Origin of the sequence: Roseomonas sp. KE0001 (assembly GCF_016107285.1) — a bacterium.
GTDB lineage: Bacteria > Pseudomonadota > Alphaproteobacteria > Acetobacterales > Acetobacteraceae > Pseudoroseomonas.
In genome coordinates, this window is sequence record NZ_RCVQ01000001.1 from 192911 (window position 1) to 217548 (window position 24638).

A 24638-nucleotide genomic window follows, 5' to 3' on the forward strand; every position below is an offset into this window, starting at 1 on the left:
ATCATCGTCCCTTCCCGTCCCGCTCCTGCGCGGCGCGCAGGACGGCGCGGGTCACCGCCCGCGCCTCCGTGGCCGCCGTACCACGGGGCGCCGCCTCCGCCACCCCCAGCCCCTGGGCGAAGGCGCTGGCGAAGGCGGTCCGGTTGCCCAGCGCGGGCTCCAGCAGCGGCAGGCCGCGGGCCCGGATCTGGGCGATGACCTCATCCCGCAGCCGGCCGCTGGACGGCACCCGGTTGAGCACCAGCAGGGCGCGCCGGCCCTCCGCGGCGGCGAGGTCGAGCGTGCCCTGCATGGCCCAGAGGTCGGCCGGCGAGGGCTGCAGCGGCACCAGAACCAGATCCGCCGCGCGCATGGCGATCCGGGCATCGGTGTCGGCATGCGGCGGCGTGTCCAGGATTAGAACCTCGCTCTCCGCCTTCATCCGGTCGAGCGTCGCCGGCACGCGCCAGCCGGACGGCGCCTCGAAGGCCAGCGGCGCCGCCTCGGCGCGGCCCTGGCGCTCCTGGTGCCAGCGGGCCAGGCTCTGCTGCGGATCGGTGTCGAGCAGCGCCACCCGGGCGCCTTCCCGCGCCAGGGTGGTGGCCAGCGTCGCCGCCAGGGTGGACTTCCCGGCACCGCCCTTGCGCTGCGCGACCGTCACCACGAAGGCCATGGCGTGATTCCCCTCACTGTGCCGCCGCCATCCTGCCCGCGATGCGGCCCGGCGGCCAGCGATCCGCCGCCGCCGAAAGCGGGGCGCCGGCATGGACGCGGCGCCCGCGGCACCCCACACTTCGGGCGAACCGTTTGGAGGCTTGCGGCGATGACGATCGAGGACGTGACCCCCCGGGCCAGCTACGAGGCCCTGCACGACGATCCGGAAGCCATGCTGGTGGATGTGCGGACCGACGCGGAATGGACCTTCGTCGGGCTGGCCGACCTGTCGGAGGCGGGGAAGCAGCCGGTGCTGATCCCCTGGCAGCTCTATCCGTCGATGCAGGTCAACACCGCCTTCGCCGAGCATCTGCGCAAGGCCGGGCTGACGCCGCTGAACAAGCTCTACTTCCTCTGCCGCTCGGGGGCCCGCAGCCTGGCCGCCGCGCAGGCGGCCCGGGCGGCCGGCTTCGCCCAGTCCTTCAACGTCGCGGACGGCTTCGAGGGGCCACCGGATGCCGAGGGTCATCGCGGCATGGTGGCGGGCTGGAAGGCGGAGGGCCTGCCCTGGCGCCAGCGTTGAGCCACCCGCGCCGACGTCATGCCAGTTTCACCCCCGGCACCCGCGCTTCCGCCTAGCTTCCGCACCTGAGCTATGCCGCCGCCAGGGCGGAAGAGGAAGAGAGGCCATGGATACGATACCGGGTGTCGGTGAACAGGTGCTGGAAGGGCTGGAGGCCGCGCCTGGGCCCGCAGCCCTGCATGCGGTGCTGGCGCGGCTGATGACGGCGCTGGAGGAGGAGGCCTCCGCCACCGGCGAGGCCTGGGCCCTGTCCGGCCCGCGCGCGGAGGTCATTCCGGGGGCGCGAAACCTGGCCCGCTACCTGGCGCTGCGCCGGCGTGATCTGCGGCCGTTGCAGCGGGCGTTGATGCCGCTCGGCCTGTCCTCGCTGGGCCGGCTGGAGAGCCGGGTGGTGCCGAGCCTGCAGGCGGTGCGGGCGACGCTCGCCGTGCTTGCCGGCCTGCCGCAGCCCACCCGGCCGAGCATTGAGGACTTCTTCGCCGGGGAGAAGGCGCTCGCCCGGCACACCGCGCAGATCCTGGGTGAGGCCACGCCGCAGCGCCCGGTCGGCCTGCTCGTCACCTGCCCCTCCGAAGCGGCCGAGGCGCCCGACTTCCTGCTGGCCCTGGCGCGGCGCGGGGTGGAGGCAGTGCGCATCAACTGCGCGCATGACGACGCGGCCGCCTGGCTCCGCATGATCGGCCACGTGCGCAACGCTGAGGCGGTGACCGGACATCGGATGCGGGTGCTGATGGATCTGGCCGGCCCCAAGATCCGCACCGGGGTGCTGCGCCTGCCGAAGGAGGACAGGCGCGTGCGGCTCGGCGCGCTACTGGCCGTCGTCCCGCCCGGCGGGCTGGACGACCTGCCGCTGGACTTCACCGACTTCGCCGCCGAGTGCAGCCTCGCCGAGGCGGTCGGCATGGTCGAGCCCGGCCAGCGGGTGTTCGTCGATGACGGCAAGATCGGCGCCGTGGTGGAGCGGACCGAGCCCTGGGGGCTGGTCGCCCGCGTCACCCATGTGCCGGAGGACGGGGCGAAGCTGAAGGAGGAGAAGGGGCTCAATTTCCCAGACACCGCGCTGCGCTGCGCCGCCCTGAGCGCCAAGGACCATGAGGACCTCGACGTCGTCGCCCGCCATGCGGACGGTATCGGCTATTCCTTCGTGCAGTCGGGCGAGGATGTGCGCCTGCTGCAGCAGGAGCTGGCGGCGCGGCGCCCGGAGGACTGGCGCACCCTCTCGCTGGTACTCAAGGTGGAGACGACGCGAGCCGTCCGGGCCCTGCCGGAGATCGTGATGCGGGCCGCGGCGCAGCAGCCGACGGCGATCATGATCGCGCGCGGCGATCTCGCCGTGGAGATCGGCTTCGAGCGGATGGCCGAAATGCAGGAGGAGATCCTCTGGCTCGGCGAGGCGGCACATATCCCGGTGATCTGGGCGACGCAGGTGCTGGAGAGCCTGGTGAAGAACGGCAAGCCGGTGCGCGGGGAGATGACCGACGCTGCCATGGCGGCGCGGGCGGAATGCATCATGCTGAACAAGGGGCCGCATCTCTTCGCGGCGATCGACGCGCTCGACGTCCTGCTGCGCCGCATGGGCGAGCATCAGCGCAAGAAGACCCCGCAGCTCCGCCGCCTGACCAGCTGGTAAGAAGCGGAGCCGCGGGAGGGTCAGTGCCCCCGGGCCTTGCGGGTCTCGGCGGCCTTGCGGGCGCTGGCTGAGCGCTCCGCCGCGGGACGCTCGGCCGAGGCCTTGCCGCCCAGCTCGCCGCCACGATGCGAGGCGGCGTTGCTGTCGGCATGCCCCCGGCCGGAGCCGCCTTTCTTTCCGCCGCCCTCGTCCTTGTTCACCGTGGCCCAGGCACGGCGCTCGGCCTCCTCCTCGGGGACGCCACGCGCCTCGTAGCTTTCCTCGATGTGCTCGGCCTTGCGCTTCTGCTTGTCGGTATAGGCGGATTTGTCGCCGCGCGGCATGACGTCTGCCCTCCTTGCCTGTGGCATCCGGAGGAGAAACGCGCCAGCGGCGGCGGGTTTGCCTCAGCCGCAGTCGGGCGTGTGCTCGGTCGGGTCGTATCCCGGCAGGCCCGGAACGCCATAGCCGGGGAAGACCACGTTCTCGGCATCCTCCGGACCGGGCTTCACGCCGAACCACTTCTCCGACAGCGCCGCCACGGTGCCGTCCTTCTTCAGGCATTCCAGGGCGTTCTCGACCGACTTGCGCAGCTCCGCATTGTCCTTGCGGAAGGGTGCCGCCCAGTGGGCGCGGGTCTCCTTGATGGTGAAGTCGGGGACCAGCAGGGGCGCGCGGGTGGCCGCGTAGCGGATGGTGGTGTTCCCGCCCAGCGTGGCGAAGACGCGGCCGGCGATCACCGCCTGAACCGCATCGGGCTGGCTGTCGAAGGTCTGCACGGTGAAGCCGTACTTCGCCGCGTTGGCCTGCGCCCAGGCGTCATAGGCCGAGCCCTTGTTCACCGCGATGGCCTTGCCCCGCACATCGTCGAGCGAGGTGATCGGCGCCGTGCCCTTGCGGATGCCGAACTGGTACTCGGTGTAGAGGTAGCCCTCGGTGAAGAGCAGGTTCTCCGCCCGCTCCGGCGTGACCGTGACCGGGGCGGCGAGGAAATCGTAGCGCCCGGCGTTCAGCGCCGGCACCAGGCCGGAGAAGCTGGCGCTGTCGATGGTGATGGGACGGCCCATCTTCTTGGCCACCGCCGTGAAGAGATCCACGTTGAAGCCCTGCACCCCGCCATCGAGCTTGGGAAAGGCATGCGGCGCGAAGGTGCCGTCCACCGCCGTGCGCAGGGGCTGCTGCGCCTGGGCGGTGCCGGCGAGGAAGGGCGCCGCCAGGAGGAGGGCGAAGGTGAAGGAACGCATAGACGGGTGATCTCCCTGTTGGATCGGTGGTCCGGCCCGGTGGCCCACCGGCCCCGGCCCGCGGGGGATGAGTCCGCGGGCGGGGCCGGCAGGCATGTGCGAAAGCCGGCGCCTGCAAGAAGCATGCAACAGGGAGGAGGGCGAAGGAATGTCCCTTGGAATGTCCCTTGGGCGAAGCGTCAGGCCGCCGCGGCGAATTCCGGGTAAAGACCCAGCAGCCCCGCCTCGGAGGCCTCGCAGCGGCCGCGCTCGGTGATCAGGCCGGTGACCAGGCGCGCCGGCGTCACGTCGAAGGCGGGATTGGCGCCGGCGCTGCCGGGGGCGGCGGTCCGCACCGTCTCGATCCGCCCGTCCCAGGTCTGGCCGGTGGTCTCCAGCACCTCGCGCGCGTCGCGCTCCTCGATCGGGATTTCCCGCAGCCCGTCGCGCACCGCCATGTCCAGGGTGGAATGGGGCAGCGCCACCCAGAAGGGCACCTCGTTGTCGCGGGCCGCCAGCGCCTTCAGATAGGTGCCGATCTTGTTGGCGACATCGCCCTGCCGGGTAACCCGGTCGGTGCCCACCAGGACGATGTCCACCTCGCCATGCTGCATCAGGTGGCCGCCGGCATTGTCGGCGATGACGGTGTGCGGCACGCCATGCCGGCCCAGCTCCCAGGCGGTCAGCGCCGAGCCCTGGTTGCGCGGCCGGGTCTCGTCCACCCAGACATGCACCGGCAGACCGGCATCATGCGCCTGATAGACCACCGAGAGCGCCGTGCCGTAGTCCACGGTGGCGATCCAGCCGGTGTTGCAATGGGTCAGCACATGGACCGGCCTGCCCGGTCTGCGGGCGGCGATCGCCTGCAACAGGGGCAGGCCATGCTGGCCGATGCGGCGGCAGGTCTCGACATCATCCTCGGCGATGGCGGCGGCGGCGGCATAGGCGGCATCGGCCCGCCGGGGTGCGGGCAGCGGCCGCAGCGCCTCCAGCATGCGGGCCAGGGCCCAGCGCAGGTTGATGGCCGTGGGACGCGTCCGGCCCAGCATGGCGGCGGCCCCCTCCAGCCCGGTGTCCGAGGCATCGCGCCGCAGCGCCAGCGCCAGCCCGTAGGCCGCGACCGCCCCGATCAGCGGCGCGCCGCGCACCTGCATGGTCTTGATCGCCTGCGCCACCTGCTTCTCGTCGGTCAGGCGCAGGATCTCCACCGCCCAGGGCAGCCGGGTCTGGTCGAGGATGCGGATCGACCAGCCATCCTCGGGATCCACCCAGACACTGCGATAGGGGACGCCGTCGATCTTCATCAGGCTGCACTCCGTGCGTGGTGGCCGCGCGCGCGGGCGGGTTCGGTGCCGCATATAAGGGGTTCCGGCTCGCCCGCGGCATGCGGCCTCCAGGGACCAGCCCCGTCCGGCGGTCGGACCCCCGATTGGACCCCTGGGGGTCAGATCCTCTGGTGCAGCGCGCAGACCAGGGTGAAGAGGCGCCGCGAGGTCTCGAAATCCAGCGTGACGCGCCCATCAAGCCGCTCGCGCAGCAGCTCGGCGCCTTCGTTGTGCAGTCCGCGGCGGCCCATGTCGATGGCCTGGATGCGGGCCTCCGAGCCGCCCTCGGTCACCGCCTGCTCATGGCTCGCCACCACCATGTGGTAATCCTTGATCAGCCGGCGGAAGGGGCCGAGGGCCAGGGCGATGAGGCGCAGCGGCGTCTCCGTGGCATCGCGGATGTCCAGGACCAGCCGCCCGTCGCGCACCTCGAGGTGCAGCACGTAGGGGCCCGGCGGCAGGCCGGCCGGATCGAAGCTGTTCCCCGCCAGCAGATCCATGACGGCCTGGGAGCGGTCGGCCTCGGCGTAGGGATTGGGCAGCGGCGCGTTGTCCGGCAGCGTGATGCTGGCCAGGCGCTGGTCAGCCATGGCCCGTGCCGGGTCTCACGGCGCTGCGCGCGGGGGCTGAGGCGGAGGCGGGGGGCAGGGGCTCCGCCCGCGAATCCCGCGGCCCCTCGCCATCGATGCCGAGGCGCAGCATCCAGCCCACCACCGCGCCCTTGATGGGCGGCAGCAGCGCCATGCAGACCAGGGTGAACAGCGGCAGCCAGACGGCCATGTGCAGCCACATCGGCGGCTCCCAGGCACGCTCCACCAGGAAGATGAAGGGCACCAGCAGGTGGCCGACGAGGAAGATGGTGAAGTAGGGCGGCGCGTCGTCCGCCCGCAGCCGGCCGAGGGCGGCCCCGCAATGGGAGCAGGCCGGCACGACCCGGAGATAGCTCTGGAAGACCTTCCCCTGGCCGCAGGCCGGGCAACGGTTCATCGCGCCGCGCAGCAGCATGGTGGTCATGGGCGGAAGGGCGGCCGGGCCAGGGCTCGCGCGATCGGGTTCCCAGCGTCGGGTCTGATGATCCATCGAGGTGTTCCTGGCTTGTCGTTCTTCAGCACCGCCGCATGCGGCGGGAATTCCGTGTGCATTGCAGTATCGGCCCGGGGAGCCCCGGCGATCAAGCACGACCTGCCGCCCCGTCCCGCCACGTGCCCTGGCACCTTGTCTCCGGCATCTTGTTTCCGGCGACGAGGAGCCGGATGTTACGCAGATGGGCCATCGCATCCTCGTCATCAACCCGAACAGCTCGGAAAGCTGCACCCGTGGCATCGCCGAGAGCCTGCGGCCGCTGGTCATGCCCGGCGCGCCGCCCTTCGAGACCGTGTCGCTTCCCGGAGGGCCGCCGGCCATCGTGAACTGGCGCGACTGGTACGCGGTGGCGGAGCCGCTCTGCCGCCTGGTCGAGGCCGAGCCGGCCGCCGCCTATATCATCGCCTGTGTCTCGGACCCCGGGCTCGAGGCGGTCCGCATGACGACCGCCCGGCCGGTGTTCGGCCCCTTCCGCAGCGCCGTGGCCAGCGCCCTGGCGCGGGCCGAGCGCTTCGGCGTCATCGCCTTCGTCGAGGCCTCGAAGGCCCGGCAGCGGCGGGCGCTCCAGGCCATGGGGGCGGAGGACCGGCTGGCCGCCAGCATCGCCCTCAACCTGCCGATGGAGACGCTGACCGAACCCTTGGCGGCCCGGCAGGCGCTCTGCGATACCGCGCGCCGGCTGGTCGACTCCGGGGCCGAGGCGGTGATCCTGGGCTGCGCCGGCATGGCGGGACACCGGGCCGCGGTGGAGGCGGCGGTCGGCGTGCCGGTGATCGAGCCATGCCAGGCGGCCGCCATGCAGGCCCTGCTGGCGGTGGCGGCCTAGCGCGGGGCCAGCTCCTGCTCCACCAGGCTGGCCCAGAAGGCGATGCCGGAGGGCAGGATGGCATCGTTGAAGTCATAGCGGGGGTGGTGGGTGCCGAAGTTCTCCCGGCCCTCCGCCACCTGGCCCAGCCGGATGAAGCAGCCGGGCACGGCCTGGGCCATATAGGCGAAGTCCTCGCCGCCCATGGTCGGCGGCCGCTCGCGCACCAGGCGCTCCTCCCCCGCCAGGGCGGCGGCGGCGAGGCGGGCGCGCTCCACCGGGCCGTCGCTGTTCACCACCGGCGGATAGCCGCGCACATAGGTGATCTCGGCGCGCACGCCGTGCGCGGCGGCGGTGGCGGCGATCACCTCCCGGAGCTGCCGCTCGACCGCGTCGCGCGTCTCGGGCAGCAGGGTGCGTACGGTGCCGGTGACGGTCACCTCCTCCGGGATCACGTTGCGCGCCGAGCCGCCATGGATCGTGCAGAGCGAGACCACGGCGGAATCCAGCGGGTTGGTATGGCGGCTGACCACCGTCTGCGCGGCCACGATGACATGGGCGGCGGCGACCACGGGATCGATCGCCAGATGCGGCCGGGCGGCGTGGCCGCCCTTGCCGAGGAGGCGGATGTCGATCGAATCCGCCGCCGCGTTGGTGGTGCCGCGGGTGATGACGAAGGTGCCGGCCGGGGTGCCGGAATCATTGTGGATGCCGAAGACGGCGTCGCAGGGGAAGCGGGCGAAGAGGCCCTCCTTCACCATCACCTCGCCCCCGCCGCCATCCTCCTCGGCGGGCTGGAAGATGAAATGCACCGTGCCCTCGAAGTCGCGCGTCCCGGCCAGGTACTTCGCGGCGCCGAGCAGCATCGAGGTATGCCCGTCATGGCCGCAGGCATGCATCCGGCCCGCCACGGTGGAGGCATGGGGCAGGCCGGTGATCTCCTGCATCGGCAGCGCATCCATGTCGGCGCGCAGCCCGATGGCGCGGCCGGCATTGGCACCTGCCGCGCCCCCGTGCCGGCCGCGCAGCGTGCCGACCAGCCCGGTGCCGGCGATGCCCCGCGTCACCTCGATGCCCCAGGAGGCCAGCTTCTCGGCCACCAGCGCGCTGGTGCGGTGCTCCTCGAAGGCCAGCTCGGGGTGGGCGTGGATGTCGCGCCGCCACCCCGTGGCCTCGGCGGCGATGGCGGTGACGAGGGGATCGGTTTCATTCGGCATCGGCAGGCTCCGCGATCAACAGGGGAGGGGGAAGCTGGCGCCACCCGTCGCAGGACCGTCATAGGGCAGGATCCGCCGGGGACAAGGCGCCGGCGATCCCTCCCCACGATCAATCATCATCGTCATCATCCCCGCGATCGCCGCACCGGCGCCGGCTGCGGCGATCGTCATCGTCGTCATCGTCGTCGTCGCGGTCGCGGCGGCGATCGTCCCGCCCGCGCCGGTCATCGTCGTCGTCGTCGCGCGAGCCCCGGGCCTCGCGGCCAGGCCAGGGACGCCGCCGGCCATCATCATCATCATCGTCATCCGCCCGGGCCAGGGCAGGGGATAGCAGCAGCGCGGTCAGCAGGCCGGCGCCGAGGCGGCGGCGGGTCGTGGAATGGGACATGGTCACCTCCTGCCACGAAGACTGGCCGCCAGGTCTGGCGAGGATGCGGCGGCGCCCGCCCGGATTCTGCCCCGATTGGCGCGACCCGGGCGGCGTGGTCCGCGTGCTATTCCGCCGCCCGCGCCGCCGGCCGCCATTCCGCCGGCGGCTCGCTGCCCACCTGGTCCAGGATGCGGCCATAGGCCTCCGGACGGCGATGGGCGGCGAAGTTGAAGATGGTGGTGCGCCCCAGGGTGCACTGATCGAGATTGCAATCGGCCACGATCAGCTCATCGTCCCAGGTCGTCGCCTGGGCGATGATCTCCCCCTGCGGATTGACGATGATGGAATGGCCGAACAGCTCGTTGCCGTCCTCCACGCCCGCCTTGGCGACACCGGCGGCGAAGCAGGCATTCTGGTAGCAGCCGGCGCGGATCGAGAGATGGCTGTGCTCGACGCGCAGGTGATGCGCCTCGAAGCCGCGCGCATCCTGGTTGATGGAGGGGGTGTTGTAGCCCAGCATCACCAGCTCGACCTGCTGCAGGCCGAGCACCCGCCAGGCTTCCGGCCAGCGCCGGTCGTTGCAGATCAGCATGCCGATGTTCACCGGGCCGGCCTGGCCGATCGGGGCGCGGACCACCGGGAAGCCCAGGTTGCCCACCTCGAAGTAGCGCTTCTCCAGGTGCTGGACCTTGCGCTTCGGGTCGAAGTCCCGGTGTCCGGGCAGATGCACCTTGCGGTACTTCAGCACCACCTCGCCCGAGGGATGCACGTAGACGGCGGTGTTGAAGTGCCGCTTGCGCACCGCACCGGTCTCGTCCGCCTCGTGGGCGATCTCGGCGAAGCCCAGGTGGAAGCCGATGTTGAACCGCCGCGCCGCCTCGAACAGCGGCGCCGTCTCGTTCGAGGGCAGCGCCTGCTCGTACCAGTGGTCGGCGGCGTTGATGTCCTCCTCGTACCAGCGCGGGAAGAAGGTGGTCAGCGCCAGCTCGGGGAAGACGACAACCTCGGCGCCGCGCTGATGCGCGCGCTCCATCAGCCGCACCATGCGGCCGACGGCGACGTCGCGCCCCTCGGACTTCTGGATCGGGCCGAGCTGCGCGGCGGCAAGGGTGAGGAGGCGGGGCATGCGATCGGATCTCCGGTCAGTTGGTGGCGGGCGGCAGCGGGTCGAGGAAATCGGCGCCGTAATCCTCCTGGACCTCGGCGACGGCCTGCATGAAGGCGCTGTCCCAGGCATCCTCCAGGGCGTCCATGAGCGCCTCGGCGGCGGCCGCGCTCTTCAGCATGGCCACGCGCTCGCGGCCGGCGATCCAGACGGCGAAGCTGCCATCCTTCTCCTCGCGGATCTCAAACATCCTCAGGCTCCTCTCTCGGGCCTCTCGGGCGGGGGCACAGGCGGCGGGGCGGTGTCGGGCGCGGGCTCGCGCGGGGTCAGCAGGCCGTAAGCCAGGCGGCCGGCCAGCACGGCGACGAGGCCGCCGCCGAGCGCCAGCGGCAGGCTGGTCCCCGGGCCGGTGAACCAGATCCAGAGGGCGAAGGCCCCGAGGGCGACCAGCGCGACGGCGGCGCCGCGCATCAGAGCGGCACGCTCTCGCGATGCTGGCGCGGCAGGAACCGGCCCTGGCCGGGCCTGGCCGAGACCGTCGTCCCGTCCCAGATGCGGGTGCCGCGCAGATAGGTGGCGGCGACGCGGACCTTCATCGGCCGGCCATGATAGGGCGACCAGCGGGCGTCCTCGCGGTCCTGGATGGAGGCCTCGTCGAAGGTGAACTCGCCCTCCTCCAGAACGGCGAAATCGGCGTCCGCCCCGAGCCTGATGGCGCCCTTGCGCGGCGCCAGGCCGTGGTGGCGGGCGGTGTTCTCGGCGCAGTACCGCGCCATCAGGGTCAGGGGCAGGCCGCGCTCGAGCAGCAGCGTCGCCATCAGCGGCGCGAAGGACTGCATGCCGGTCAGCCCGGCGCCGCAGGCGAAGATGTCGTCGCCGAACTTCCTCGCGCGCGGCCAGGGGGCGTGGTCGGTCGAGACATAGGCGATCCGCCCGTCGATCAGCTCCGCCCACATGCGCTCCACCTCGGCCGCCGTGCGGAAGGGCGGGTTGCACTTGCCGAAGCCCTTGAGGCGGACGAGATCCTCCTCGGTCATGCAGAGATACTGGATGCAGGCCTCGCCGCTGGCGCGACCGCCCATCCCGCGGAAGGCGGCGGCGATCTCGAAGCCGCGGGCGACGGAGGAATGCGCGATGTGCACATGCGCGCCGGTCTCCAGCCCGATCTCGAAGATCTCCAGATCCGCCATGGTCTCGGCCAGCGGCGGCCGGGTGCGGGCGTGCATGATCGGATCGACCCGGCCGCTCGCCCGCGCCTCGGCGGTCAGCCGCTCCACCAGCTCCTGGTCCTCGTTGTGGACGGCGACCATCAGGCCGGTCTTCGCGATCTCGCGGAAGGCGGCGGTCATGGTCGGGTGGTCGATGCGCGGAAAGCGCACCGCGTCGTACTCGTAGGTGGACAGCTTGAAGGCCGAGGCGCCGGCCTCGGCCAGCCCGGCGATCGCATCCACCCCGCCTTCCTTGCGGATGGTCCCGTAGAGGGCGACATCGACATGCGACAGGGCGTTCACCGCTTCGACCTTCTCGCGGAAGATCGCGGCGTCGGTCACGGCGCGCGGCACGTCATAAGGCATGTCGCAGACCGTGGTGACGCCGCCGGCGGCGGCCGACATCGTCGCGCCCTCGATGCCGGGCCAGCCGATGGCGCTGCCGGTGTGCATGTGCCCGTCCACCAGGCCGGGCAGGATGAAGCGGCCGGAGTGATCCTCGACGGCCCGGGCCGGCGGCAGCTCGCCCTCGCCGATGGCGGCGATGCTCTCCCCGCGGACGGCGACATAGCCATCCCGCAGGATACCGTCGGGCAGAACGAGGTCACCGCGCAGCACACGGTCATAGGGAAGAGGCATCATATCGGGTCCGGAAAGCGATCAGGGCGACGAGACTAGTCCCGCCGCCCCGTTGCCCTCAACCCGTCCCGGCCGATCGGCGCGCGCAGGCGCCCCTCAGGGCGAGAGGACCATGCAGGGACCGCGCATGGCCTTGCAGGTGCGCTGCGCGTGGCCGGAGGACAGTCCGGTGACCCGTGCGCGCCAGAACAGCTTGCCATCGACACGCACCCGCTCCACCACCACCGTGCCGCCCTGCCGCGCGGCGCGGGCGGCCGCCTGGCGCGCGGTGGACTGGCTGGCGAAGGCGCCGACCTGCACGGCCCAGCGGCCGCTGACAGAGGACCGCGCCGGCGCCGGGGCGCGCTGCGCCGCGGGCCGGCTGGACGGGCGGGGCACGGCGCGCGCCACCGGCGCGGCGAGGGCGGCGGCCTGCGCCGTGCCGACCAGCCTCGGGCCGCCGGTCCGCCCGGCCATCAGCATGTCGGGCGCGCTCCGTCCGCGCTCGGAGAAGCCGCGGTCGAGCAGGGCCATGACGTGGTCGTCGCGCTCGCGGCTGCTGGCGCCGCCGAAGACCACGGCGACTAGCCGCGTGCCGCCGCGCTCCGCGCTGGCCGCGAGATTGAAGCCGCTGGCGCGGATATAGCCGGTCTTCAGCCCGTCGGCGCCGTCATACTCGGCAACGACGCGGTTGTGGCTGCGGATGGTCTGGCCGCCCCAGGTGAAGCTGCGTGCGCTGAAGTAGGCATAGCGCTGCGGGAAGTGGCGGATCAGCGCGCGGCTCAGGATGGCGATGTCGCGCGCCGTCGTCACCTGGTTGGCGTCGGGCAGGCCGGAGGCATTTCGGAAGCTGGTGCTGCGCATGCCGAGCGCGCGCGCCTGGCGGGTCATCATGCGGCCGAACTGCACCTCGCTGCTGCCCGAGAGATGCTCGCCCAGCGCCGCCGCCACATCGTTGGCGGACTTGGTGACCAGCGCCAGGATGGCGTCGCGCACCGTGATGCTGCTGCCCGGCTTCAGTCCGAGCTTCGAAGGTTCCTGCCCCGCCGCGTGACGGGAGACGCGGATCCGCGTGCCGGCGGAAAGCCGGCCCTGCTCCATGGCCTCGAACACCATGTAGAGGGTCATCATCTTGGTCAGCGAGGCGGGATAGCGCGGCTCGTCGGCGTTGATGGCGAAGATCTCCTCGCCGGTCGCCACGTCCATCACCATGGAGGCGTAGCGGCTGCCGCCGATCTGCGCCTGTGCCGGCGCCGTCCAGGCGGCGGGCAGAAGCGCCGCCAGCAGCAGTCCTGCGGAGAGGGCGGATCGGCCTCTCCTCGCTCTGTCCAGAACATGTCGCAGCCACGCGCCCTGCCGCGCGGTCATGCCCCTTTCCGCCATGGCGTCAGTTCCCCCGTTCCACGCCGAGCCCCGTGGGGCCCGTCATGCATCCCCAGCGCCCGCCTGGCGTGCCCGGGCGGACCAACACCGGCGCCGCAACCGCCCACGGACTTCCGAAGAAGACACGGGCGGCTCCCCAGCGGCGCCAGGTTGCGCGCAGCATGGCGAGGTCGCGCATGAGAAGAAAGCGCTTATGGTCTGATCCAGCACGAAAATTACTTTTTGTTGCTCACACTCCCGTCAGTTCGTAAGGCGCGGTGAGACATGCCCGACGTGCCGCTCGACGCAGGGACGCGCCGTCTCCATCCCGCGCATCGGCGCCGCGACGGACGCGCTGCTTCCGGCGCGCCGCTTCCGGCGTCAGGCCGATGCGCGCAAGGATCGGAGCGGCGGGTGCTTCTTGTCGACGTGTCCCGGCGTGGCCTGGTCGATGGGCGCCATGAACCCGTGCACCGGAGAAAGCTGCGGCCCGCGCATCGCCTCTCACACCGCGCCGGTGACGGAGCGCCGCGCCGCGCGGCATCGCCGTACCCCGCCGCGCGGTATCACCGCACCCTGCCGCGCGGTATCACCACGCCCTGCCGCGCGGTATCACCGCGACGCGTCGGAAGGGGCGTCGTGACAGGCACGGCGCGCGGTTCGGCGATTTCCAAACTCTGTAGGTGAGAGCGCCATCTTCGGGAGCGGTGTCGCTTTCCGGCCACGCGGGAGGCGCGTCTGAATCCCGGCGGCTGGAAATTTGCAACGAGATGCAACGGATTTCGTTGACAAGCCGATTGCGCGTGAAGATAGCGTGTTTCGCGCGCGCACCGGTTGGGCGCGATTCGCGGCGCCGCTGTCAGAGGAAGCCGACGGATCGGGAGGAAGCGATGCGCCGCGGTTCGGAAGGACATCGGGATGAGGCAAGCCGGCGCTGCCCGCGTATCCTGCGGCGATCGCCGGCAGGGAAGCGGTGGGTGTCAAACGGCTCGCGCCCTCATGGCCGTCATTGACGAATGATGGGCGCATGCTCTCGGAAGAGCGCAAGAAAAGAAGCTATCCGATGTGGAACAGCGGACATCGCTTCCCATCGCGGCCTGAACTCTGGGTAAGGAGATCCAGCACATGACCGACGAGACCGAAACCGGCCGCCCGCGCGCGCAAGCGATGGCGGTGGCCACCACCCGCCGCAGCAGCGGCACCACGCGCAAGGCGGCCACGACGCGCGGCGCGGCGAGCAAGACAGCCGCGAAGAGCTCCGGCACGGGCAAGAGCGGCAGCGGCGCGGCCAAGAAGGCGACGCCGGCCAAGAAGGCCACCTCCAGCCGGACGGCGACGGCGCGCAAGCCGGCCGCCGCCCCGAAGAAGGCGACCACGACCCGGAAGGCCACGGCAACGAAGACGACGGCCGCGACGAAGAAGGCGGCTCCGGCCCGGAAGGCGGCCTCGTCCCGGACCACGGCGGCCCGGACCGCGACGGCGGTGCGTAAGTCGGCTGCCCCGAAGAAGGCCGCCACGACGCGGCGGGCGACGACGAAGGCGGCGGCGAAGCCGGCCCGCGCGACGACGAAGGCGACGGCGACGAAGGCCGCGACAACGAGGAAGGCCGCCCCGGCCCGCAAGACCGCGGCCGCGACGCGCCGCGGCACGACCACCGCCACGGCGCGCAAGGCGTCGGCCAAGCCCGCCGCCAAGGCGCCCGCGCGGAAGACCGCCGCGACGACCCGCGCCCCTGCCCGCAAGACGGCGACGCGCGCCGCCGCCACGCCGCGGAAGGCCGCGCCGGCCAAGCGGACCACGACCCGCGCGACGACGAAGACCGCGGCGAAGACGAGCACGCGCACCACCACCCGGACGGCGGCGGCCCGCCAGGCCCCGGCGAAGACGACGACCGCCCGGAAGGCTCCGGCGGCCACTGCGCGCAAGTCGGCGCCGAAGAGCGGCGGAACCGCGCGCACCGCCTCGGCGCGCAAGACCGCGGCCCAGCCGGCGGCGACCAGCCGCAAGGTCGCGCCCGTAAAGCGGCCCGCGACGCGCAAGGTGGCGGCGCAGGACTCGCCGACGGCCGCCGCGCGGTCTGATGCCGCCAGGCGTGGCGCGGAGACGCGGGCGCGCAAGAAGGCCGAGGCGGCCGCTCTGGCCGCCGCCGCGCCCGAGGCGCCTCCGGCGCCCGAGCCGGTGCCGGACATGCCGGCGCCGCAGGTGGTGGACGGCTCCGCGGCCGAGTAGTTCGGCGGGCGATGCCGTGAAGGACAAGGCCGCCGCGAGGCGGCCTTTTTCATTCCGGCGGCTTTGCGGCATCTGGCGTCCGGCCTACCTTGCGCCGGGCCGCTGGGGCCGCCGCGCGAAGGGAACGCCATGACCGATAACATCCGCCGCATCCTGTATCTGAGCCATGCGCCGGAGGCCGTTTATGCCATGTGGCGCGCCCGGCTGCCGGAAGGCTGCGAACTGATCACCCTCTCGGCGAACGACGATGCCGAGCGGCTGGAGAAGCTGCCCCTGGCGGATGTGGTGATCGTGGCGCCCGCCGTGCTGCGGCCGGAGTGGGTGGAGAAGGCGCCACGGCTGAAGCTGGTCCAGCATCAGGGTGTCGGCTGGCAGGGCGAGACGCCGATCCCGCAGCTCCGCGAACGCGGCATCCGGCTGGCGATCAATCCCTCCGGCACCGCCGAGGTGGTCAGCGAGCACGCCCTGGCGCTGATGCTGGCCTGCCTGCGGCACATCCCGCGCACGGACGCGGCGATGCGGCGCGGCGACTGGCTGGGCACCGCGCTGCGGCCGGTGTCGCGCAACCTGCGCGGCCGTACCGTCGGCATCGTCGGCATGGGGCGCATCGGCTCGGCGGTGGCGGCGCTGCTGCAGCCCTTCCGCGTCCGTGGCCTCTACGTCGATCCCTATGAGAAGCTGCCGGAGGGGCTCGAGCTGGCGCTGAACTTCCGCCGCGTCGAGATGGAGGAGCTGCTGCGGGAAGCGGAGGTCGTCACCCTGCATCTGCCGGCCACGGCGGAGACGCATCACCTGTTCAATGACGCCGCGTTCCAGGCCATGCGGCGCGACGCGGTGCTGGTGAACTGCGCGCGCGGCGCCGTGGTGGACGAGGCCGCGCTGGCCCGCGCCCTGTCCGGCGGGCTGATCCGTGCCGCCGGCGTCGATGTCTTCGAGCCGGAGCCGCCGCGCCCGGACAATCCGCTGCTCGGCCTCGAGAACGTCGTGCTCACACCGCATGTCGCCGCCGGCACGCTGGACGCCATGCAGGCCAAGGTGGACGGGGCCATGGCCAATATCGCCCGCTTCGTGCGGGGCGAGGCGCTGCAGGACGAGATCGACCTCGGCGCCGCCGGCTGAGCGAGCCGGGGGCCGTGCGGATTAAGGTCCTCGTCAATGCCGGCGGGGGGTCCGTGCGAGGTCGGGAACTGCGCGCCGAGATCGCCGCCGTCTTCGCCGCCCATGGTGTCGCCGCCGATGTCGAGCAGCTCGGCGGCGATGCTCTCGCCGCTGCCGCGCGCGCGGCGCTGGCGGAGGGGTATGAGGCGGTGGTGGCCGGCGGCGGCGACGGGACCGTCAGCGCCGTGGCCGGCGTGCTGGCGGGGGGCGAGGTTCCGCTCGGCGTGCTGCCGCTCGGCACGCTCAACCACTTCGCGCGCGACCTCGGCCTGCCGGCGGACTGGCGGCAGGCGGCCGCGCAGCTCGCCCGCGGCCAGGTGCGGCGGATCGACGTGGCCGAGGTGAACGGCCGCGTCTTCATTAACAATTCCTCGGTCGGCCTCTATGCCGACATGGTGTCGGAGCGGGACCGCGAGCGGCGGCGGCGCGGCTGGCGCAAGGGGCCGGCCATGCTGCTGGCCTGCCTACGCATCCTGCGCCGCTTCGGCCTGCGGCGGCTGACGGTGCGGGCCGCGGGCCGCCGCGAGCGGGTGAAGACGCCGCTCGTCTTCATCGGCAACAACGACTACGAAACCAGCCTGCCCCGCCCCGGACGCCGCGTGGCGCTGGATGGCGGCCATCTCTGCCTCTGCGTCACGCGGCACGGCAGCCGGCTGTCCCTGCTGCGGCTGGCGCTGCGCGCGGCCTTCGGCCGGCTGCGCGAGGAGCGGGACTTCGAGATGCGCGCGGTGGAGACGGCGGAGATCCACGCTCGCGCGCCGCTGCTGCGTGTGTCGCTGGATGGCGAGGTGGCGATGCTGCGCACGCCGCTGCGCTACCGCATCCGGCCGGGCGCCCTGCGGGTCCTGGCGGCTGATTCGCCACCGGCCTGAGGCGTCAGGCGAAGGCTTTCAGGAACAGGTCCCGCGCGCCGGACTGGCCCGGGGCCAGCGCCAGCCACGGCCCGTCCGGCTCGGCCCGCGCCCAGGGCAGCCCGGCCTCGATCTGAGGGCCGACGCGCAGGCTGTCGATGCCGAGCCGCCGCAGCATCGCCTCCGCGGTGTCCTCTTCCGACACCAGCAGCCGGCCCACGCCCCGCGCCACCAGCAACGCCGCGATGCGTGCCAGCGCCTCCCCGACCAGAGCGTCCGCCGCCTCCTGCCCCAGCCTCGCCCGCAGCGCCGCGACCGTCCCGGCCGGGGCGGAGGTGGCGATGACGACGGGCCGCTCCTCCGAGAGCCTGTCCCGCATCCAGCTCTCGGCCTCGGCGGCGAGGGCGGCGGCGTCCGGCATCGCCAGCACATCCAGCTCCAGCACCGGAAGATGCAGCCGGGCGAGGCCGATCTGCGCCAGCGCCGCGCGGGAGCAGGAGCCGGCGAGCACCGCCATGGCGCCGCGCGGCGGCGGCAGGGCCCCGGCGTCCGGCCGGTCGGGCAACAGGCCGCCGGCGCGGAAATTCTCCGGCAGGCCCATGGCGAGCCCGGTGCTTCCCACGATCAGCGCGTGGTCGGCGCAGGCGGCGCCGAGATCGCGCAGATGCGCCTCGGTCAGCGCATCGGCGACGGCGTAGCGGCGCCCGCCCTCGCGCATCTGCGTGATGGCGCGCCGGATGGCGGGCGGACCCTGCTCGACCACCGCGAAGGGCAACAGGCCGACGCCACCCTCCGTCTGCCGCGACAGCAGGCGCGGCAGGTTGGCGTCCCGCATGGGTGTCCGCGGATGATGCGCCATGCCGCTCTCGCTGAGCAGCGCGCCGCCGAGGAAGAGATGGCCCTGGAAGATGCTGCCGCCCTGGGCGGGGAAGGCGGGGCAGACGACGGCGAAGCCGGATTGCAGCCGCCGCAGCAGCGCATCCGCCACCGGCCCGATATTGCCCGCCTCGGTGCTGTCGAAGGCGGGGCCGCAGCGGAGGAAGATCTGCCGCGCCCCGCCGGCCAGCAGGGCCTCGCAGGCCGCCAGGCTGGCGGCCACCGCGTCGGCCGCCGGCGCCGTGCGCGACCGCAGCGCGATGACGGCGGCATCCGCCTCCGGCAGGGGGCCGTGCGGCACGCCGATCCGCTGCACGGTGGTCATGCCCTGGGCCACCAGCATGGCGGCCAGATCGGTCGCGCCCGTGAGGTCATCCGCGATGCAGCCGAGCAGCGGCATGGGTCGGTCCTTCCTCGATGCTCTATGCAGGGCCCTGGACGGACGGCAGGGCCAGCAGGTCGCGATGGCCGATCCGCGCGGACAGGCGCCCACGCCCGGCCTGGGCGAGGCGCGTCGCCGCCCAGCCGCGCAGGCGGGGCGCCAGGGCCTGGGGCAGGGCGGCCTCGGCCGCCAGGGCGTGACCCTCGGCCAGGGCGGCTGCCATGGCCGGCGTGCCGGCGCCGATGCGCCAGGGGCTGGCGGCGGTGGTCACGGTGAAGCCGCGGGCGCGGAAGGCGGCGGCGAGGACGGCGGGGGCCGCGGCCCCCAGCGCCGGGCCGCCGAAGCCCTTGTCGCGCCGCTGGTCGCGCCGGTAGCCGCGCGCCACCAGCCGGTCGTCGGGGTGGGGCGGCAGGAAGGCCTCGCGGCCGTCCACGTTGAGCGCCGCGTAGAAGGGCAGGCGCAGCGCCGCCGCCATGGCCTCGACCCAGCGCCGCGAGACCAGGTCGCAGAGCGCCGAGCAGACCACGGCGTCGGCCTCGTACGGGGGCAGGCCGGAGGGGCCGGCGGCGAGGTCGGCGACCACCGCCTCGATGCGCCACGCGCCGCCGGGCGCGTGGATCAGCAGGGTGCGCCGCGCCGGCCAGGAGGTGGCCCAGCCGAGGCGGATGGCGCGCGCCTCGGTGTCGGCGAAGGCCCGTTGCAACAGGGCGGCATCGGCATCGACCAGCGTCCAGGACTGCGCCCGGCCGAGCCGCGGGGCGAGCCAGCGCAGCAGCGAGCCGCTGCCCGCGCCGAGTTCGAGCAGCCGGGGCCTGGCGGGCAGGGCGGCGTCGAGCGCCCGGACCAGGCGGGGGTCGCGGGCGCGGGCGTCGAAGGGCTCGCGCAGGGCCAGCCAGTCGGCGTCGAAGGTGTCAGGCATGGGCCGGCGCCGCTCTGCTCATCCGCGCGCCATCCCGATCTCGGCCAGGAAGGCATCCGCCCGGTCCGGCCAGCGTGGCAGGCGCTGCCCCGCCTGCCAGGCGGCCTCGGCCATCTCCGCGCGCAGCCGCGGGTCGAAGATCGGCCGCCGCATCGCCCGCGAGAGGGAGGCGATGTCGCCCGGCGCCACCACCACCCCGGCATCGCGCGGCACCACATCGGCGATGGCCCCGCCGGCGGTGACGGCCAGGGGCAGACCACGCGCCAGCGCCTCGGCAGCGGCCATGCCGTAGCCCTCCCAGTGCGTCGCCAGGGCGAAGAGGTCGGCCCCGGCATAGAGCGCCTCCAGCACGTCCTGCGGCACCGCGCCGGCGAAGGTCACGCGCCGCGCGATGTTCAGCTCCTCGGCCAGGGCGGCGAGGCCCTTCGCGTGCACCGGGTCGCGCGGGGCGCCGGCGATGGTCAGGCGCCAGTCCAGGTCGGGCAGCAGGCCGAGGGCGCGGAGCAGGACGTCATGCCCCTTGCGCGGCACCAGCACGCCGACCGAGAGGATGGCGCAGCCCGCGCCGCCCGAGCCGGTAGCGCGCGGCGCGGGGTCGGTGCCCGGCTCGACCACGCCGATGCGCGCCGGATCGGCGCCGAATTCCACCGCCAGCCGGTCGGCGGTCAGGCGCGAGGTGGCCACGAGCCGGGCGAGGCCGGGAAACAGCGCCTGCTCGCGCTGCCGCAGCTCCTCGGCCTCCTCCTCGGAGAAGCCGGGCTCGATGGCGGTGGGGTGATGGATCAGGCCGAGCGCGCGGCGCTCCTCCAGCTCCCCGGCGAAGGGGGCGAAGGCGGGCAGGCCCAGGCCGTCGATGATCAGGGCGCTGTCCTCCGGCACGGCGTCCAGCGCGGCGCGGGCGGCCTCCTGCGCCGCCGTGTCCGGCAGCGGGTGGCGGCCGGCCAGCTCCACGATCTCCACCCGATGGCCGCGGGCGCGGAAGCCCTCCACCAGCCGGCGGTCATAGCCGTAGCCGCCGGAGACGGTGCTGAAGGGGCCGGGGACGAGCAGCGCGATGTCCATGGCGGTCAGATCGCCGCCTCATAGGCCGCCCAGGCCAGCGGGCTCTCGCGCAGCAGCACCCGGATCGCCTCCACGCCACGGCCGCTCTCGCCCAGCCGGCCCTCGCGCACCGCCTCGGCCAGGGCGCCGTGGATGTGCAGGCAGAGGAACTCGGTGCTGGTGTTCTGGCCCGCGAAGGCCGGCACGGTGTCCAGGTTGCGGTAGTCGATGGCATCCAGGATGCGGCGCAGCTCGACCCGCGCGGCGGCGATGTCCACCAGGAGGTTGGCCCGGTCCAGCCGCGCCGCGCGGAACTCGGCCTCGACCACGAAGGTGGCGCCGTGCACGCGCTGGGCCGGGCCGAACGCCTCGCCCTGGAAGCTGTGCGCGACCATGATGTGGTCGGCGACCGTCAGGCTGAACATCGCGGGGGTCACTCCTCGTAGGTGACGACGGGGCAGAGCGGCGCGGGCGTGCCGGCCGCCGGATCGAGCAGGGCGCCCATGCGGGCCGGCAGCGCGGCGAAGGGCACCGCCGGCCCGGCCAGGATGTCCAGCGCCGGATCCTCCAGCAGCGCCAGCGCCAGCGCCATCCGCTCGGCATGGCTGCGGCGGCCGCGCATGGCAGGCGCGACGGCACCGACCTGGGTGGAGCGCAGGGTCAGGCGGCGCGCATGGAAGGCCTCGCCGAGCGGCAGGGAAACCGGCCGGTCGCCGTACCAGGAGGCCTCGAGGATGCGGCCCTCGAAGGCGGCGCAACGGAGCGCCTGCCGCAGCCCTTCGGGATCGGCCGAGGCATGCACGAGCAGCTCCTGATCTTCCGGCGCCTCCCCAGGGGTGGCGAAGCGGGCGCCCAGCGCCTCGGCGGCGGCGCGGCGCGCGCTGTCGCGGTCCACCACCGTGACGGCCGTGCCGGGGATGCGGGCCAGCAGCCAGGCCGCGAGCAGCCCGACCACCCCGGCGCCGATGACGAGGATGCGCTCGCCGGGCAGCGCCGCGGCGTCCCAGGCGATGTTGAGCGCGGTTTCCAGATTGGCGCCGAGCACGGCGCGCCGGTCCGGCACGGCCTCCGGCACCGGCACGCAGAGGGCGGCCGGGGCGTTGAAGCGGTCCTGGTGCGGATGCAGGCAGAAGACGCGGCGCCCGGCCCAGCCTTCCGATCCGCCCGCGGCCTCCGCCTCGACGCGGGCGACGGCGGCATAGCCGTACTTGACCGGGAAGGGGAAGTCGCCGCCCTGCAGCGGAGCCCGCATCGCCGCGCGCTGGCTGTCCGGCACGCCGCCGCGCCAGACCAGCCGCTCGGTCCCGCGCGAGATGCCGCTCGCCAGCATCCGCAGCCGGAGCTGGCCGGCGGCGGGGGGCGGCAGGACCTCCTCGCGCAGCTCGCCCCGGCCCGGCGCGACGGTCCAGAAGGCCCTCGCCATCATGGGGCGGAGCAGACCGCCGGCCGGGCGCGGCCGAGCACGATGTCGAAGAGCATGTCCTGGCCCAGCCGGTGCACGGTCCAGTCGAAGCGCAGCCCGTCGGCGATGCGCGCCGCCTCCGGCAGGGTGAAGGCGGGAATGCCGGAACCCAGCAGCACCGGCGCCACCGTGACATGCAGCCGGTCGAGGCAGCCGGCGGCGAGGAAGCGGGAGACGGTCAGCCCGCCGCCCTCGACGAAGATGCGCGTCAGGCCACGTTCGGCCAGGCGGGGCAGGAGGGCGCAGAGGTCGAGCCCGCCGATCGCGGCGCGCGGCAGGCGCAGCAACTCGGCGCTGCCATGGTGGTCGGGGCCGGGGGCGTCCTGGGCGCAGGCCAGCAGGGTCGGCGGCCCGCCGGGCGCGAAGAGCGTGTGGCCGGTTCCGAGGCGCCGCTCGGTGTCCAGCACGACGCGCACCGGATGGGGGCCGGTCACCTCCCGCGTCGTGAGGCGGGGATTGTCGTGCTTGACGGTGCCGGCGCCGATCACCACGGCATGGCAGAGGGCGCGCAGCCGGTGCGTGTGCAGGATGTCGGCCCGGCCGCCGATCCACTGGCTGGAGCCGGAGGCGGTCGCGATCCGCCCGTCCAGCGTCTGGGCCAGGCGGCCAAGCACCATGCAGCCATCGGGTCCCGGGGGCTGGAACAGCGGCGCGAAGAGATCGGTCAGCGGCGAGGCGGGAAGCGGCGCGGTGTCGCTGTCCCGCCGGCGCAGCAGGGCCTGCCAGAGCGGATCCTGCCAAAGGGGATCTTGGGCGGTGGAGTCGGATACGGCATCCATCTGCGTGTCTCTATGCCGCAGCAGAGGGAAGGTTGCCAGTGCGGGGGTCGCGCCGGCGCGGCGGTCTCCATTTCTTGTGGAGAACGAACGTGCCGCCGCGTCCTATCCTGCGATCCCCTCAGGGAGACAGGGCCATGATCCGAATCCTTCTGCTGCCTGCTCTTCTGGCGGCGCTCGCCCTGCCGGGGGGCGAGGCGCGGGCCCAGAGAGAGACACCGCGGCAGACGTCGCAGCAGACGCGGATGAGCGAGTGCAACGCCGGCGCCGGCGTCCGGAAGCTGGAGGGGCCGGAGCGCCGCCAGTTCATGAGCGACTGCCTGGCCGGGCGGGTGCCGCCGGCCCCGCCGGAGGCCGGTGGCGGCTCCTCCGCCCAGGCGGCGCAGCGTCAGCGCATGAGCGACTGCAACGCGACGGCCGGCACGCGCAAGCTCACCGGTCCGGCGCGCCAGGAATTCATGAAGTCCTGCCTGTCGGGCGGCTGAGGGGCGGCTCAGGCCGGCAGGATGCCGCGCCGCGCATCGGCCTGGCGCAGCCAGGCGGCGAGGGGAAGGGCGAGCAGGACCATCCAGAGCTTGCCGAGCATCTGGCCCGGCAGGAAGCCGAGGTCGCCGAAGGCGATCCAGAGGAAGAAGACGCTGTCCACCACCAGCCCGACCAGCCCCGAGGCGAGCACGGCCAGGACGAAGCGCCGCCGCTGCAGCGGGGTGTAGACGGCGAGGTCGGCCGTCTCGCTGACCAGGAAGGCGACGGCCGAGGCCATCACCAGGGCGGGCGGCGCCAGCAGGGCGGAGAGGGCGGTGCCGGCGAGGATCGCCATCCAGGCGAAGCCCAGCCCCAGCCGGCGCTGCACCACGTCCCGCAGCACGAGCGCGAGGCCGATCATCAGCACGCCGGAGGGCGCCATCACGCCGGGGGCGACGGGGATGAGACAGGGGCCCTGCGGCACGCAGACGGTGCCGGCATGGCCGATCAGCCAGTTGGCGGCGGGGATGGTGAGCCCGAAGGCGACAAGGGCCAGCAGGCCCTCCAGGCGAGGTCCGGTCATTCCTGCGAGTTTTCCCAAGGGGTGGGGCGGGAGCATCCGCGCTGATGGCTCAGCGGGCGGAGCGATACGCCATCCAGCCCCGGGCGCGCAAGTCGCAGGCCGGGCACTGGCCGCAGCCATGGCCCCAGTCATGCCGAAGGCCCCGCTCGCCGCGGTAGCAGGTGTGGGTCTGCTCGACGATCGCGGCCACCAGCTCCGGCCCGCCCAGCGCCTCCGCCAGCCGCCAGGTCTCGGCCTTGTCGAGCCACATCAGCGGCGTGTGCAGCACGAAGCGGCTGGCCATGCCGAGGTTGAGCGCCACCTGCAGCGCCTTGAGGGTGTCGTCGCGGCAGTCGGGATAGCCGGAGTAGTCCGTCTCGCACATGCCGCCGACGATGTGGCGCAGGCCGCGGCGATAGGCCAGCGCGGCGGCGAAGGTGAGGAAGACGATGTTGCGGCCGGGCACGAAGGTGTTCGGCAGGCCGTTCTCCTGCATGGCGATCTCGGTCTCCCGCGTCAGCGCGGTGTCGGAGACGGCGCCGAGCGCATCGAGCGAGAGGGTGTGGTCCGGCCCGAGCCGCGCCTGCCATTCGGGCTTCAGCCCCGCACGGAAGACCGCGCGGCACTCCAGCTCGACGCGGTGCCGCTGCCCGTAGTCGAAGCCCAGCGTCTCCACGACCGGGAACCGCTCCAGCGCCCAGGCCAGGCAGGTGGCGGAATCCTGCCCGCCGCTGAACAGCACCAGCGCCCCTTCGCTCATCCGTCCGCCCTTCCCA

At 73.3% G+C, this 24638-nt stretch carries 28 protein-coding genes; 6 read left to right on the forward strand and 22 right to left on the reverse strand.

Translation table 11 applies throughout. The annotated features are described in order from the left end of the window. Window position 1 precedes the first annotated feature (1 nt). Window positions 2-652: a ParA family partition ATPase gene (gene parA / locus D9598_RS00865; protein WP_198364509.1), complete on the reverse strand. Its 651-nt coding sequence runs from the start codon at window positions 650-652 to the stop codon at window positions 2-4. A 150-nt stretch (window positions 653-802) separates the two neighbouring features. On the opposite strand from parA, the gene D9598_RS00870 reads away from it, so the two are divergent. Then, a complete protein-coding gene (locus tag D9598_RS00870) occupies window positions 803-1216 on the forward strand; it encodes a rhodanese-like domain-containing protein (protein ID WP_198364510.1) in 414 nt (137 codons plus the stop codon). Between the two features lie 106 nt (window positions 1217-1322). Then, window positions 1323-2846: a pyruvate kinase gene (locus D9598_RS00875; RefSeq protein WP_232476786.1), complete on the forward strand. Its 1524-nt coding sequence runs from the start codon at window positions 1323-1325 to the stop codon at window positions 2844-2846. 20 nt (window positions 2847-2866) lie between these two features. Here the strand turns inward: D9598_RS00875 and D9598_RS00880 are convergent, their stop codons facing one another. The 5 genes from D9598_RS00880 to D9598_RS00900 form a co-directional block, all read right to left on the reverse strand. Further along, window positions 2867-3169: a plasmid stabilization protein gene (locus tag D9598_RS00880; protein WP_198364511.1), complete on the reverse strand. Its 303-nt coding sequence runs from the start codon at window positions 3167-3169 to the stop codon at window positions 2867-2869. Window positions 3170-3232: 63 nt separating this feature from the next. After that, window positions 3233-4069: a transporter substrate-binding domain-containing protein gene (locus tag D9598_RS00885; protein ID WP_198364512.1), complete on the reverse strand. Its 837-nt coding sequence runs from the start codon at window positions 4067-4069 to the stop codon at window positions 3233-3235. 179 nt (window positions 4070-4248) lie between these two features. Beyond that, window positions 4249-5352, reverse strand: coding sequence for an S-methyl-5-thioribose-1-phosphate isomerase (mtnA, locus tag D9598_RS00890; RefSeq protein ID WP_198364513.1), 1104 nt, complete (start codon window positions 5350-5352; stop codon window positions 4249-4251). Between the two features lie 140 nt (window positions 5353-5492). Further along, window positions 5493-5963: a UPF0262 family protein gene (locus D9598_RS00895; protein WP_198364514.1), complete on the reverse strand. Its 471-nt coding sequence runs from the start codon at window positions 5961-5963 to the stop codon at window positions 5493-5495. Continuing rightward, the gene (locus D9598_RS00900; RefSeq protein WP_232476787.1) at window positions 5956-6453 is read right to left on the reverse strand and encodes a DUF983 domain-containing protein; all 498 of its coding nucleotides are present in this window, start codon (window positions 6451-6453) and stop codon (window positions 5956-5958) included. Before D9598_RS00900 ends, D9598_RS00895 begins: the two co-directional genes overlap by 8 nt. A gap of 184 nt (window positions 6454-6637) precedes the next feature. Between D9598_RS00900 and D9598_RS00905 the strand changes: the two genes are divergently transcribed. Beyond that, window positions 6638-7282, forward strand: a complete 645-nt coding sequence (locus D9598_RS00905) for an aspartate/glutamate racemase family protein (RefSeq protein WP_198364515.1) — start codon at window positions 6638-6640, stop codon at window positions 7280-7282. Here D9598_RS00905 and D9598_RS00910 read toward each other — a convergent pair. The 8 genes from D9598_RS00910 to D9598_RS20920 form a co-directional block, all read right to left on the reverse strand. Continuing rightward, on the reverse strand, window positions 7279-8478 hold the full coding sequence (locus D9598_RS00910; RefSeq protein ID WP_198364516.1) for a M20 aminoacylase family protein: 1200 nt from the start codon (window positions 8476-8478) through the stop codon (window positions 7279-7281). The genes D9598_RS00905 and D9598_RS00910 overlap by 4 nt on opposite strands. A 109-nt stretch (window positions 8479-8587) precedes the next feature. Continuing rightward, a complete protein-coding gene (locus tag D9598_RS00915) occupies window positions 8588-8866 on the reverse strand; it encodes a hypothetical protein (RefSeq protein WP_198364517.1) in 279 nt (92 codons plus the stop codon). A gap of 106 nt (window positions 8867-8972) precedes the next feature. Then, window positions 8973-9974: an N-carbamoyl-D-amino-acid hydrolase gene (locus tag D9598_RS00920; RefSeq protein ID WP_198364518.1), complete on the reverse strand. Its 1002-nt coding sequence runs from the start codon at window positions 9972-9974 to the stop codon at window positions 8973-8975. Between the two features lie 16 nt (window positions 9975-9990). Beyond that, window positions 9991-10203, reverse strand: a complete 213-nt coding sequence (locus D9598_RS00925; RefSeq protein WP_198364519.1) for a hypothetical protein — start codon at window positions 10201-10203, stop codon at window positions 9991-9993. A gap of 2 nt (window positions 10204-10205) precedes the next feature. Next, window positions 10206-10424: a hypothetical protein gene (locus tag D9598_RS00930; RefSeq protein WP_198364520.1), complete on the reverse strand. Its 219-nt coding sequence runs from the start codon at window positions 10422-10424 to the stop codon at window positions 10206-10208. Then, window positions 10424-11803: a dihydroorotase family protein gene (locus D9598_RS00935; RefSeq protein WP_232476788.1), complete on the reverse strand. Its 1380-nt coding sequence runs from the start codon at window positions 11801-11803 to the stop codon at window positions 10424-10426. Before D9598_RS00935 ends, D9598_RS00930 begins: the two co-directional genes overlap by 1 nt. A 93-nt stretch (window positions 11804-11896) precedes the next feature. Then, on the reverse strand, window positions 11897-13147 hold the full coding sequence (locus D9598_RS00940; RefSeq protein WP_198364521.1) for a D-alanyl-D-alanine carboxypeptidase family protein: 1251 nt from the start codon (window positions 13145-13147) through the stop codon (window positions 11897-11899). Window positions 13148-14121: 974 nt separating this feature from the next. Continuing rightward, window positions 14122-15330, reverse strand: coding sequence for a hypothetical protein (locus D9598_RS20920; RefSeq protein ID WP_232476789.1), 1209 nt, complete (start codon window positions 15328-15330; stop codon window positions 14122-14124). Between the two features lie 169 nt (window positions 15331-15499). On the opposite strand from D9598_RS20920, the gene D9598_RS00950 reads away from it, so the two are divergent. Together D9598_RS00950 and D9598_RS00955 are read left to right on the forward strand one after the other, a co-directional pair. Then, on the forward strand, window positions 15500-16489 hold the full coding sequence (locus D9598_RS00950) for a 2-hydroxyacid dehydrogenase (RefSeq protein ID WP_198364523.1): 990 nt from the start codon (window positions 15500-15502) through the stop codon (window positions 16487-16489). A 14-nt stretch (window positions 16490-16503) separates the two neighbouring features. Then, entirely contained in the window at window positions 16504-17400 is an 897-nt protein-coding gene (locus tag D9598_RS00955; protein ID WP_198364524.1) for a diacylglycerol kinase family protein, read from the forward strand. Between the two features lie 4 nt (window positions 17401-17404). Here D9598_RS00955 and otnK read toward each other — a convergent pair whose 3' ends face one another. Genes otnK through D9598_RS00985 form a run of 6 tightly spaced genes read right to left on the reverse strand, consistent with a single transcriptional unit; the run spans window position 17405 to window position 22838 of the window. Further along, the gene (gene otnK / locus D9598_RS00960) at window positions 17405-18655 is read right to left on the reverse strand and encodes a 3-oxo-tetronate kinase (protein ID WP_198364525.1); all 1251 of its coding nucleotides are present in this window, start codon (window positions 18653-18655) and stop codon (window positions 17405-17407) included. A 22-nt stretch (window positions 18656-18677) separates the two neighbouring features. Further along, window positions 18678-19556: a class I SAM-dependent methyltransferase gene (locus D9598_RS00965; protein WP_198364526.1), complete on the reverse strand. Its 879-nt coding sequence runs from the start codon at window positions 19554-19556 to the stop codon at window positions 18678-18680. 18 nt (window positions 19557-19574) lie between these two features. Continuing rightward, window positions 19575-20618 carry a glycosyltransferase family 4 protein gene (locus D9598_RS00970; protein ID WP_198364527.1) on the reverse strand — a complete coding sequence of 348 codons (1044 nt, stop codon included), beginning with the start codon at window positions 20616-20618 and terminating at the stop codon, window positions 19575-19577. A 5-nt stretch (window positions 20619-20623) separates the two neighbouring features. Further along, a complete protein-coding gene (locus D9598_RS00975; RefSeq protein WP_198364528.1) occupies window positions 20624-21022 on the reverse strand; it encodes a 6-carboxytetrahydropterin synthase in 399 nt (132 codons plus the stop codon). Window positions 21023-21030: 8 nt separating this feature from the next. Then, entirely contained in the window at window positions 21031-22023 is a 993-nt protein-coding gene (locus D9598_RS00980) for a zinc-binding alcohol dehydrogenase (RefSeq protein WP_198364529.1), read from the reverse strand. Next, window positions 22020-22838, reverse strand: a complete 819-nt coding sequence (locus D9598_RS00985; RefSeq protein ID WP_198364530.1) for a RibD family protein — start codon at window positions 22836-22838, stop codon at window positions 22020-22022. The genes D9598_RS00980 and D9598_RS00985 overlap by 4 nt, the downstream gene beginning before the upstream one ends. A gap of 134 nt (window positions 22839-22972) precedes the next feature. Here D9598_RS00985 and D9598_RS00990 point away from each other — a divergent pair, with 134 nt between their 5' ends. Then, window positions 22973-23320, forward strand: a complete 348-nt coding sequence (locus D9598_RS00990; protein ID WP_198364531.1) for a PsiF family protein — start codon at window positions 22973-22975, stop codon at window positions 23318-23320. Window positions 23321-23328: 8 nt separating this feature from the next. Here the strand turns inward: D9598_RS00990 and D9598_RS00995 are convergent, their stop codons facing one another. Both D9598_RS00995 and queC read right to left on the reverse strand, forming a co-directional pair. Then, window positions 23329-23883: a VUT family protein gene (locus tag D9598_RS00995; protein ID WP_198364532.1), complete on the reverse strand. Its 555-nt coding sequence runs from the start codon at window positions 23881-23883 to the stop codon at window positions 23329-23331. A 49-nt stretch (window positions 23884-23932) separates the two neighbouring features. After that, window positions 23933-24622: a 7-cyano-7-deazaguanine synthase QueC gene (queC, locus tag D9598_RS01000; protein ID WP_198364533.1), complete on the reverse strand. Its 690-nt coding sequence runs from the start codon at window positions 24620-24622 to the stop codon at window positions 23933-23935. Window positions 24623-24638 lie beyond the last annotated feature (16 nt).